Raw genomic sequence first — 11,265 nt, forward strand, 5'->3', positions numbered from 1 at the left:
GTGACTTCAACTTCGCTCAGTCTGACAATTGATGAATATTATTTATCCTTTGAAATTGCAGTATTACTCAATCAATTCAAAATCCAAAACTTCACTCTCAGATCCATTAATAATAATCGACAATTGATGCGCTCCCGTATGAAAAACTCTCGTTGTAATCAATTTAAAAGATTGATTTCTCTCAATTTTAGTTAATTGATTTGGCTGATAGATTTTCTCACTAATTTTAAAGACTTTTTTAGCCAAATGTCCTTTTGCCTTTTTATAATGAACGGCATATTCTAAACGAATGGTTTTTGCTTCTTCATTTTTATTATTTAAGTGAAAATGAAACTGCAGATAATCACCAATCTTTACAACAGGCGTTTTAATTTCAAAATTAGAAAGTTCAATATTGTTACTTTCTAAACCATAATGACTTAAAATTTCAGGATGACCTTGTTTTAGTAAAGTTCGGGATCCGTGTTTAATAATTCCGTCAGTTTCTTTGCTTTGCCCTTTCCATTTATTGGCGATTTCTAAAACAATCTGCGGATTATCTTTTGCAATATCATTGAGATTATTGGCAACACTTCGACGAACATATTCTGAAGGATCGTTTTTTAGATTTTCTAAAATAGGAAGAATAGAAGCGGGATCTTTTTTGAGAAATGGAATTGCCATTGCCCACGGTAATCTCGGGCGCGAACCTTCGCTCGCTAAACGGCGCACGTGATGATTTTCGTGTAAAGACCATTTTACCATTTCGGCAATCATTTGTTCTTTATATTTTAGAATAAAAGGACGGACGGCAAATTCACAGCTTATAAATTGGGTTATAGAAACAAAGGCTTTCGCCGAAGTTTTAAAATCGTCTAAACCATATATTTCGATATAATCAGCAAAGAATATGAAAGCCAGATTTCCTTCTGTAAATTTATTTTTCTTTAAATTTTCAATGATTTTATCAATTAAAGCAACGGCTTCGGGAAAACTTTGAGGCATAAATTGGTGAAACACTATGGTTGTATGTTTCATTCTTTCTTTCCATTCTTTTTGTGCAAAATCACCTTCGTAAATCGTCTCAATAAATTTTTGTTTGTCGAATGCCGGATGCACTTCGGCGACAGCTTGACTAAATTTTTCGTAAAAAGAAACCGAATAAATGTCTTTAATTAATCCCATAAATTTTGCTTGATTGAATTTCAAAGATATTTAATGTTTACAATTAAAATTATAGTTTTTGTGTGAAGTTTTAAACACATAGAAACATAGGTTTTAAAATTATAGTAATGAAGGTGATTTTAAAAATATAGCTTTTAACACATAGCTAATCCTGTTCAACTTAGTGCATTGATACAAGTAAACGCCTCTTAGAAGTTTACAAAATCTATGCTTCTATGTGTTTTAAAAAAAATACGCGTTTTACCTATAAATTTAAGTTAATAAGAAACTTTTTGCAGAAAGTAAACTTTCAAATCCATAAAATATATCCTAATTTAGCATATTATAAAAATAGAAAAATGATTAGTGAAGCCCAATTTCAAGCAGAATTACAACTTTTGATAAGCAATGCCATTAGAGAAGATGTTGGTACAGGCGATTACAGTTCGCTGGCCTGTATTCCAGAAACTGCTCATGGTCAGGCAAAATTATTGGTAAAAGATCAAGGGATTATTGCTGGTGTTGAAGTTGCCAAAATGATATTTGAATACGTAGATCCGAAATTGAAAGTAAAAACTTTTATCGAAGACGGAACGCATGTAGAATTCGGAGAAGTTGTCTTTGAAGTTTCAGGAAGTTCTCAATCTATTTTAAAGGCAGAAAGAGTGGTTTTAAATACGATGCGGCGTATGTCTGCCATTGCAACAAAGACCAATCAGTACGTACAGCTTTTAGAAGGAACTGGCGCTAAAATATTAGATACTCGTAAAACAACTCCAAATTTTAGAGCGGCAGAAAAATGGGCTGTAAAAATAGGAGGAGGCGAAAACCATCGTTTTGCACTTTATGATATGGTGATGTTAAAAGACAATCATATCGATTTTGCCGGCGGCATCACGCGTGCTATTTCGAAAACAAAAGAATATCTGAAAGAAAATAATCTTGATTTAAAAATCATTGTTGAAGCTCGTAATTTAGATGAAATAAGAGAGATTTTATTGAGCGACGGCGTTCATAGAATCCTGATTGACAACTTTAATTATGAAGATACCAAAACGGCAGTAAAACTAATTGGTTCAAAATGCCAGACAGAATCTTCAGGAAATATCAATGAAAAAACCATTCGCGAATATGCTTTGTGCGGTGTAAATTATATTTCGTCTGGAGCGTTAACACATTCTGTCTACAACATGGATTTGAGTCTTAAAGCGTTTTAAAATGAGTAATTGTGAGTTGTAAGTTTTGAGTTTAAAAATTCTATTTCAAAGCTCTTAAAAGCTATAATCTAAACTCTCAATCCCGAGGATTCGGGACTAAAATCAAAAAAATATGTCGAAAGAGATAGAAGCTCGGATTGAAAAACTGCCTGTAATACGCAACCTGGCTCGCTTTTTAAAGAGAATAAAACTCCCTTGGTTAGAGGGATTTTCTTTGTATGATTTGCTTGAAATGTATACTTTAGGGATTCTTGAAGGGGCATTTTCGTATCATGCCAGTGCGGTTTCTTTCAGTTTTTTTATGGCTTTGTTTCCTTTTGCCTTATTTATTTTAAACTTAATTCCGTTTATTCCGATAGATAATTTTCAAGAAGATTTTCTACAGTTTGTACAGCAGGGAGTACCTCCAAATACATATGATGCAATTAGTAAAATTATCAGTGATATCTTGAATAATAGTCACTCCGGGTTATTATCATCTGGATTTTTACTTTCCATTTTTTTAATGGCAAATGGTATTAATGGAATTTTGAGTGGTTTTGAATCGTCTAAGCATGTTTTTGATAAACGTGGTTTTTTTAGTCAATATCTTGTGGCGCTTGCCATTTCGCTTGTTATGACTATTATTTTGTTTGTCACAGTAGCTACAATTGTGGTCTTTGAGGTATTTATTCAAAAAACAATTATTCAGGATGTGTTGAGCGACAGGATTCCGTTGATTATTTTGGGTCGATATTTGTTTGTTATCTTGATGATATTGATAACGTCTTCAATATTATTACGTTATGGTACAAAACAGTATAATAAAGTTCCTTTTATAAGTATTGGATCTGTTTTTACGACGATCTTAATTGTTATATCTTCGTTCTTTTTTGGGATTTGGGTTATAAAATTTTCGAAATATAACGAACTTTATGGTTCTATTGGAACATTATTAATTCTAATGTTTTATATTTGGATAAACTGTATGATTCTGCTTTTAGGGTTCGAATTGAATGCTTCTATCAGAAAATTAAAACAAAAAAAGAAAAATAATATGAAAAATTTGATGCTAACTATCGGAGTGTTCTTCTTTGCCTTGACCATGCAAAGTCAAAGTGTAATTGGAAAATGGAAAACAATTGACGATGAAACAGGTGAAGCAAAATCTATTGTAGAGATTTACGAAAAGTCTGGAAAAATATATGGTAAGGTCATAGAAATTCTTCGCGAAAACCACAAAAAAGATGCATGTGTAAAATGTGAAGGGGCAAATAAAAATAAGCCGATTTTAGGAATGGTAATTATCAACGATCTTAAAAAAGACGGTTCAGAATATAACGGCGGAACAATTTTAGACCCAACAAGCGGGAAAAAATACAAATGTTATATCGCATTAGAATCTGCAGACAAATTAAAACTTCGCGGTTATGTGGGAGTTTCTATAATGGGAAGAACACAATACTGGACTCGAGTAAAAAATTAATTGAAATAATACATGCGAAAATTAGCTTCGATAATTTTATTTTTAGTCCTAGTTTCAAATAGTTTTGGACAATCTAAGAATTCGCCATTACAAATAAGTCATCTTACGGGTGACTTTTATGTTTATAGAACTTTTAGCGATTACAAAGGCACTAAAATTTCTGCCAATGCCATGTATCTGGTTACAGATAAAGGTGTTGTTTTGTTTGATGCACCTTGGGACAAAACACAGTTTCAGCCATTGTTAGACAGTATAAAAGCGAAACATAATAAAGAAGTTGTGATGCTTTTTGCCACGCATTCGCATGATGATCGTGCCGGCGGATTTGATTTTTACAGAAAGAAAGGTGTGAAAACCTATTCGATTAAGTTGACAGATGATATTCTTAAAAAAGAAAAGAAACCGAGAGCCGAATTTATAATTCCGAATGACACAACTTTTACAGTTGGACAACATACTTTTGAAGTGTATTATCCAGGAAAAGGACATGCATCAGATAATATTGTGGCTTGGTTTGATAAAGAAAAAGTGCTTTATGGAGGTTGTTTTATAAAAAGTGCCGAAGCAAAAGATTTAGGGTATTTGGGTGATTCTAATGTGAAAGAATGGAAACAATCGATTGGTAAAGTGAAATCAAAATTTAAAAATCCAATTTATATTATTGCAGGTCATGATGATTGGAAAAATACGAATTCTTTAAATCATACTTTGGAATTAGTTAATTCGTATTTGGCTCAAAAATCTTCAGAAAAAAAGTAACTTTTTAATGTTAACTATTCATGTTTTAAAGTCTAAAAATAGTTTAATTTTGTAATTCAAAATAATAAAGAGAAATAGAATGACTGTAACAGATAAAAATATCCTGGAGGCTTACTCAAGCTTATTTGAGGGGCTTAGTTTTTCTAATAAGATTGAGCTTATAGAAAGACTGACAAAATCTATTAAAGGTAATAAATCGAAAGAGAATAATTTTTATAAATCTTTTGGAGCTTTTGCATCCGAAAAATCTGCAGAAGAAATTGTTTCTGAAATAAAAGCTAATAGAAACTTTAAGAATAAGGAAATTAAGTTTTAATGGGATATTTACTAGATACAAGTATTTGTGTTTTCTTTCTTAGAGGAAAACTTAATCTTGATAAAATGCTAAAGGAGATTGGTTTGGAGAATTGTTATATTTCTGAAATAACAGTTGCTGAACTACGCTTTGGAGCAGAAAATAGTGATGATCCCGTAAAATCTAATAAAGCTGTTGATGTTTTCTTAAAAGGATTAATTATACTGCCAATTTTTGGTTCAATTAAAAGATATGCTGTTGAGAAAGTAAGACTTAGAAAGTTAGGAAAGCCCATCAATGATGAATTCGATCTTTTAATTGGAGTAACTGCGATTGAAAATCAATTAATTTTAGTTACCGATAATACTAAAGATTTTAAGCTTTTGGACGGAATTCAAATGGAGAACTGGTTTGAAAGGTAAATATTTTTGATTTTTCAAATTCATTTCTTCAATCTTTATAAATATCAACATGTTTTTTATCGAAGTTATTTTACCGCTTTCTTTAGCAAAAACCTTTACATATCGCGTTTCTGAGGCCGAATTCCATTATATTAAAAAAGGGATGAGGGTTGCGGTGCCTTTTGGTAAAAACAAAATTTATACGGCTCTTGTGTTGAATATACATGAGAACGCACCAACATTATATGAAGCAAAAGAAATTCATCAAATCTTAGATGAAAATCCAATAGCAACCGAAATTCAGATTAAACACTGGCTTTGGGTTGCCAATTATTATATGTGCGGTATTGGCGATGTTTATCGCGGTGCTTTTCCAACAGGATTATTATTGGAAAGTGAAACAATTGTTTCGCATAAATCAGAAGTTCTCGTTAATGATTCTGAACTTTCTGATGACGAGTTTTTGATTTATGAAGCACTACAGCATCAAAGTTCGCTTAAGGTTCAGGAAATTGCTTCCATTTTAAATAGAAAAAACATTCTGCCTATTCTTCAAAAATTAATAGCGAAAGATATTATTGTTTTAGAAGAAGAAATAAAAGAAGTTTATAAGCCGAAATTGGTTCGATATGTAAAATTACATTCGCAATACGAAACAGATCAAGGCTTGCAAGAATTGCTGGAAGTACTAAAAAAAGATAAGCAAAAGGAAATTGTCTTGAATTACTTTCAACTCAGTGCTTCCGAAAAGAAACCTATCACTGATAAAAAATTGGCAGAAGTTTCAGGATGTACTTCGGCTGTCATCAAAACTTTGGTTAAGAATGAAATCTTCGAAGAATATTATTTACAGCAAGACCGAATTACATTTAACGGAGAGAAAACAGAAAAAGAACTTCGGTTAAGTGAAGCTCAGGAAAATGCTTTTGTCGCCATAAAAGAGAGTTTTTTAGAGAAAGAAGTTTCTTTGCTTCATGGCGTAACTTCAAGCGGAAAGACTGAAATTTATATCAAATTAATTGAAGAATATCTGCAGACAGGAAGACAAGTTTTGTATCTGCTTCCTGAAATTGCACTTACAACGCAATTGGTTTCTCGTTTACGACTTCATTTTGGAGATAAAGTGGCTGTTTTTCATTCTAAATACAGTAATAATGAACGTGTTGAGGTTTGGAGGCAAACGCTCGAAAATTCAGAAAAAGCACAAATTGTAATAGGAGCAAGGTCTGCTTTGTTTTTGCCTTTTAATGATTTGGGTTTATTGATTGTTGATGAAGAGCACGAACAGACTTTTAAGCAGACAGATCCTGCGCCGAGATACCACGCCAGAGATGCGGCAATTGTTTTGGCTAATTTTCATAATGCTAAAGTTTTATTAGGTTCTGCAACTCCAAGTATTGAGACATATTTTAATGCTCAAAATGAAAAATATGGGCTAATTACACTTTCAGAACGTTATAAAAATGTTCGCATGCCCGAGGTTCTTTTGGTTGATTTGAAAGACAAGCATTTCAGGAAAAGGATGACAGGGCATTTTAGTGACCTCTTGATTGAAGAAATTGCAGAAGCTTTGTCTTTGGGCGAGCAGGTAATTTTATTTCAAAACAGAAGAGGATATTCGCCTATAATAGAATGTTTGACTTGCGGACACGTGCCGCATTGCCAGCAGTGCGATGTGAGTTTAACGTATCATAAACACAAAAATCAGCTTCGTTGTCATTACTGCGGTTATTCTATTGCAAAGCCTACCAACTGTCACAGCTGTTCGAGTATAGATTTGACTACAAAAGGTTTTGGAACGGAACAAATCGAGCAGGAGTTGTTATCTCTTTTTCCAAAGGCAAAAACGGCGCGAATGGATCAGGATACAACCCGGGGAAAATATGGTTTTGAAAAGATTATAGATACATTTAAAAATAGAGAAATCGATATTTTGGTCGGAACACAAATGCTGGCCAAAGGTTTGGATTTTGATAATGTTAGTCTGGTTGGAATTATGAATGCAGATAATATGCCGCATCATCCCGATTTTAGGGCTTTTGAACGCAGTTTTCAAATGATGACACAAGTTGCAGGAAGAGCTGGAAGATCTGAAAAGCAAGGAAAAGTTGTTATTCAAACCTATAATCCAGATCATAATACAATTCAGCAAGTTACAAACCATAATTATATAGGTATGTATAAGGAGCAGTTGTACGATCGACAAATCTATAAATATCCGCCTTATTTCAGAATTATAAAACTGACTTTAAAACACAAAGAATTTGAGAAGCTCAAAGAAGGATCGATGTGGCTGTATCAAGTTTTGAGTCAAAACCTTGGAATGCCTGTATTAGGACCTGAAGAACCTGCAATAAGCAGAATCAGGAATGAATATATAAGAACTATCCTGGTTAAGATTCCGAATAACCTGCATTTAGGAAACACAAAAAAAACTATTCAGAAAATATTGAATAGTTTTGAAGCTGTTGCTCAATACAGAGCTATAAAAGTTGTGATTAACGTAGATTTCTATTAATTGTAAAATTAAGAAGACGTAGAAAGTGCTCTTACTAAATCTTCTTTTTTGTTTCGGCTTAACGGTATTTTAGTAATACCGATTTCAGCAAATTTGCTATTGAAACGCTCTACTTTATCTATATTAATAATATATGATTTGTGTACACGAATAAACTTATCTTTTGATAAGTCATTTTCAAAAGATTTCATTGTAGAAAGAACAAGGTTGCTGTCATCTTCTGTAACGACTCTTACGTAATCTCCAAAAGCTTCAATCCATTTTATTTTTGAAGTGAAAATTTTAAGTTTTTTAAGATTGCTTTTGATGAAAATATGTTCGCCTTCTTCTTCTTTGACATCTTTTTTAAGAAGATGCATATCGATAGCCCTTTTAACAGAAGCATTAAAGCGGTCAACCGCAATTGGTTTCTGCAGATAATCTGTAGCGTCGTAGTCGAAAGCTTTCAAGGCATATTCAGCTTTAGAAGTAATAAATATAATCTGCGGTTTTGTTTTTAGTCCGTCAAGGAAGTCAAAACCGTTAATAACAGGCATTTCTATATCAAGGAATATAAGATCAATATTATTTAATGAGATACAGCTTTTTGCTTCAATAGCATTAGAGAAGTCACCGATTAAATGCAAGCCTGGGTGATTATTAACCAGTTTGGCAATAATTGTCCTTTGTATAGAACTATCATCTACAACAACACAGTTTAGTTTCATAACTTTTTAAATTTAGAATAAATTCAGGATAGCAGTAGTAAATGTATTATTTTTTTGGAAAAAAAAACTAAAATGAACGCACATTTTTTGTATTATGACGAATAAAAGTAAAAAAGTGTTGTGTATTTAAATATAATGATTACTTTTGCACCCAATTTTAACAAATAAATATCGTATTTATGAATCATTATGAAACTGTTTTCATTTTAAATCCCGTTTTATCTGAGGTTCAGGTGAAGGAAACAGTAACGAAATTTGAAGAATTTCTTACTAGTAGAGGAGCTGAAATGGTGTCGAAAGAGGATTGGGGTCTGAAAAAAATGGCTTACGAAATCCAAAACAAAAAAAGTGGTTTTTATCACTTATTCGAATTCAAAGTAGCTGGAGAAGTTCTAATTGCTTTTGAAACTGAATTTAGACGTGACGAAAGAGTTATGCGTTTCTTAACTGTAAGTTTAGACAAGCATGCTATTTCATGGGCGGAAAGAAGAAGAGCAAAATTAAAATCTACTAAAGCTTAATTATTATGTCTACAATAGAGCAATCTGCAAAAGGAAAAAAAGACGGAGATATCAGATATTTAACGCCTTTAAACATTGAAACTAACAAAACTAAAAAGTATTGCCGTTTCAAAAAATCAGGAATCAAATATATCGATTATAAAGATGCTGATTTCTTATTGAAATTCGTTAATGAGCAAGGAAAAATTCTTCCTCGTCGTTTAACTGGAACTTCATTAAAATACCAAAGAAAAGTTTCTGTAGCTGTAAAAAGAGCTCGTCACTTAGCTTTAATGCCATACGTGGCCGATTTATTAAAATAATTAAAAACTCTAGTCGCTGGTTTCTGTTATGCAGAACCTAACTTCTAAAATATAAGGACAACAACATGGAACTTATTTTAAAACAAGACGTACAAAACTTAGGATTTAAAGATGATGTAGTATCAGTTAAAGCTGGTTACGGTCGTAACTTTTTAATTCCTCAAGGATTCGCGCATTTAGCTACACCTTCTGCAAAGAAAGTTTTGGCTGAAAACCTAAAACAAAGAGCACACAAAGAAGCTAAAGTTGTTGCTGATGCAAAAGCATTAGCTGAAACTTTAAAAGCTCTTGAAATTAAACTTACTGCAAAAGCTGGTGGAGAGAAACTTTTTGGTTCTATCACTAATATCGATATTGCTGAAGCTTTAGAGAAATCTGGAAATGCTATCGATAGAAAATTCATCACTAGTGGTATTGTTAAACGTACAGGAAAATACAGCGCTAGCATCCGTTTACACAGAGATGTAATTGTTGAATTACCATACGAAATTGTTGCTGAAAAGTAATAGTTTTAAAATCTATACTTAAATCCCGATGCAAATCGGGATTTTTTTTACAATAAATAATTTAGACTTTAAGTTATTAAGCCATATACTGCTTATAGCTTACAGCGTAAAGCTTGAAAAGAAATGAAATACGCAAGATTAACAAAAGAACAGTTTGATGAATTGCATGCTGAATTTGCAAGTTTTTTGGCGACGCAGGCAATTGATAGAAAAGAATGGGAAGAGCTTAAAGTGAATAAGCCAGAGGTTGCTGAGCAGGAGTTAGATGTTTTTTCAGATTTAATTTGGGAAGGCGTGTTAAACAGGGCAGAATATCTGGAGCATTTTTCTAAAAATCATATCTTTTTGTTTCATTGTTTTGATACCTATATCCAATCAATTGTTTTGAAATCGCTTTCTCCTGAGACTGATTTTTTAACAAAAGAAGGACTCCAATGGTTAAGCGATAATATGTTTACAGATACTATCGAAATGAAAGTTGGAAAGAAAGTATTTACAGAAGAGAGAAATAGTTCCATTTTTGAATTGATTAAACAGGGAGCATTTTTAAGCGACGGACAGTTATTTAATCAGATCAATACAATTATCGAGTCATAATTTATTAAAAACTCACTTTTTTACTTTTAAAAAGGCAAACAATTGATTGTTAATTGTTTGCCTTTTTTTTATTTTTTTAACTTTTGTTTAAAGTTTAATTAAAGTTTTACCCCGTATTTATACTTGTTTTTTTTGAATCTTTCAATGTTTTTAAAAATAAATATCAAAATTTACAATTATGATGTATTTGGTCTGGATTACGGATAATTTGGTCGATAAAATTTGTTGTAATGTAGGATTATACTTTATTTTGTTCTATTTAACACTTTTTGTTGAACTTTTATTTAAGAAATTATTTACGTCTTAATTTTGTTAAAACTGTAGGTTTTTCTGATATTTTCAGAGGTTACAAAGATGTATGTTTTTATTTAAGAAATAAATTATAGGAATTTTATTCTTGTTTTGTGTTTGTGTTTTTTCTAATTTTAAAATACGAAAGTTAAACAAAGTTTTGCTTAGTATTTTTCAAAAACATAATGGCTTAAAATAGTTTTTATAAACTCATATTTCAAAGTATGTTTATTGAGATTGAAATTTTTAAACTATAAAATAATTTAATAAATCTGCGTATGGAATTGACAATTACTTTCTTCATCAAATTTACTTTAGTTGTTCATTTTATTTTAGCTTTATTATTTATTCTATTAAGCTTACTTCGTCTCAATAATGAGCCTTCTGGTTATGTGATAACTAAATCTAATTTTTTATCTGATATTTTCATTTTTATTTTACCGTTCTTTTTCAGCCCGTTTCGGAAGTTGATAAAGAACCGTAATCTTTTATATTGACAATAAGTATTGTTCAAGTCTTAAGTATCTTATTACAAAAGGTTGT

The 11,265-nt window shown here is 31.6% G+C and carries 12 protein-coding genes and 1 pseudogene; 11 read left to right on the forward strand and 2 right to left on the reverse strand.

What is annotated here, in order from left to right:
- Nucleotides 1-63: 63 nt before the first annotated feature.
- Nucleotides 64-1,188, reverse strand: coding sequence for a DNA alkylation repair protein (locus tag ACZZ95_RS15830; protein WP_463469763.1), 1,125 nt, complete (start codon nt 1,186-1,188; stop codon nt 64-66).
- Between the two features lie 314 nt (nt 1,189-1,502).
- Between ACZZ95_RS15830 and nadC the strand changes: the two genes are divergently transcribed.
- The 7 genes and pseudogenes from nadC to priA all read left to right on the forward strand — a co-directional run bounded on the left by nadC (nt 1,503) and on the right by priA (nt 7,798).
- Nucleotides 1,503-2,360, forward strand: coding sequence for a carboxylating nicotinate-nucleotide diphosphorylase (nadC, locus tag ACZZ95_RS15835; protein WP_463469764.1), 858 nt, complete (start codon nt 1,503-1,505; stop codon nt 2,358-2,360).
- 112 nt (nt 2,361-2,472) lie between these two features.
- Nucleotides 2,473-3,390 (forward strand): annotated as a pseudogene (locus ACZZ95_RS15840) (YihY/virulence factor BrkB family protein); the annotation flags it as partial.
- Nucleotides 3,391-3,444: 54 nt separating this feature from the next.
- On the forward strand, nt 3,445-3,825 hold the full coding sequence (locus ACZZ95_RS15845; protein ID WP_463471694.1) for a DUF2147 domain-containing protein: 381 nt from the start codon (nt 3,445-3,447) through the stop codon (nt 3,823-3,825).
- A gap of 12 nt (nt 3,826-3,837) precedes the next feature.
- A complete protein-coding gene (gene bla-B1-FLAV / locus ACZZ95_RS15850) occupies nt 3,838-4,584 on the forward strand; it encodes a subclass B1 metallo-beta-lactamase (RefSeq protein ID WP_463469765.1) in 747 nt (248 codons plus the stop codon).
- Nucleotides 4,585-4,663: 79 nt separating this feature from the next.
- Complete coding sequence (locus ACZZ95_RS15855) at nt 4,664-4,900, forward strand: hypothetical protein (RefSeq protein ID WP_095954774.1); 237 nt, start codon at nt 4,664-4,666, stop codon at nt 4,898-4,900.
- Nucleotides 4,900-5,301 carry a PIN domain-containing protein gene (locus ACZZ95_RS15860; RefSeq protein WP_463469766.1) on the forward strand — a complete coding sequence of 134 codons (402 nt, stop codon included), beginning with the start codon at nt 4,900-4,902 and terminating at the stop codon, nt 5,299-5,301. Before ACZZ95_RS15855 ends, ACZZ95_RS15860 begins: the two co-directional genes overlap by 1 nt.
- A gap of 49 nt (nt 5,302-5,350) precedes the next feature.
- The gene (gene priA, locus ACZZ95_RS15865; protein ID WP_463469767.1) at nt 5,351-7,798 is read left to right on the forward strand and encodes a replication restart helicase PriA; all 2,448 of its coding nucleotides are present in this window, start codon (nt 5,351-5,353) and stop codon (nt 7,796-7,798) included.
- A gap of 8 nt (nt 7,799-7,806) precedes the next feature.
- Here the strand turns inward: priA and ACZZ95_RS15870 are convergent, their stop codons facing one another.
- Complete coding sequence (locus ACZZ95_RS15870) at nt 7,807-8,505, reverse strand: LytR/AlgR family response regulator transcription factor (RefSeq protein ID WP_095954777.1); 699 nt, start codon at nt 8,503-8,505, stop codon at nt 7,807-7,809.
- A gap of 179 nt (nt 8,506-8,684) precedes the next feature.
- Between ACZZ95_RS15870 and rpsF the strand changes: the two genes are divergently transcribed.
- The 4 genes from rpsF (at nt 8,685) to ACZZ95_RS15890 (ending at nt 10,431) form a co-directional block, all read left to right on the forward strand.
- Complete coding sequence (rpsF, locus tag ACZZ95_RS15875; RefSeq protein WP_007810575.1) at nt 8,685-9,026, forward strand: 30S ribosomal protein S6; 342 nt, start codon at nt 8,685-8,687, stop codon at nt 9,024-9,026.
- Nucleotides 9,027-9,031: 5 nt separating this feature from the next.
- Nucleotides 9,032-9,328 carry a 30S ribosomal protein S18 gene (gene rpsR / locus ACZZ95_RS15880; RefSeq protein ID WP_002987043.1) on the forward strand — a complete coding sequence of 99 codons (297 nt, stop codon included), beginning with the start codon at nt 9,032-9,034 and terminating at the stop codon, nt 9,326-9,328.
- 65 nt (nt 9,329-9,393) lie between these two features.
- Nucleotides 9,394-9,834, forward strand: a complete 441-nt coding sequence (rplI, locus tag ACZZ95_RS15885) for a 50S ribosomal protein L9 (protein WP_095954778.1) — start codon at nt 9,394-9,396, stop codon at nt 9,832-9,834.
- 123 nt (nt 9,835-9,957) lie between these two features.
- Complete coding sequence (locus tag ACZZ95_RS15890; protein ID WP_463469768.1) at nt 9,958-10,431, forward strand: DUF6495 family protein; 474 nt, start codon at nt 9,958-9,960, stop codon at nt 10,429-10,431.
- The last annotated feature ends 834 nt before the right edge of the window (nt 10,432-11,265 follow it).

The organism is Flavobacterium sp. AC267, assembly GCF_979258715.1.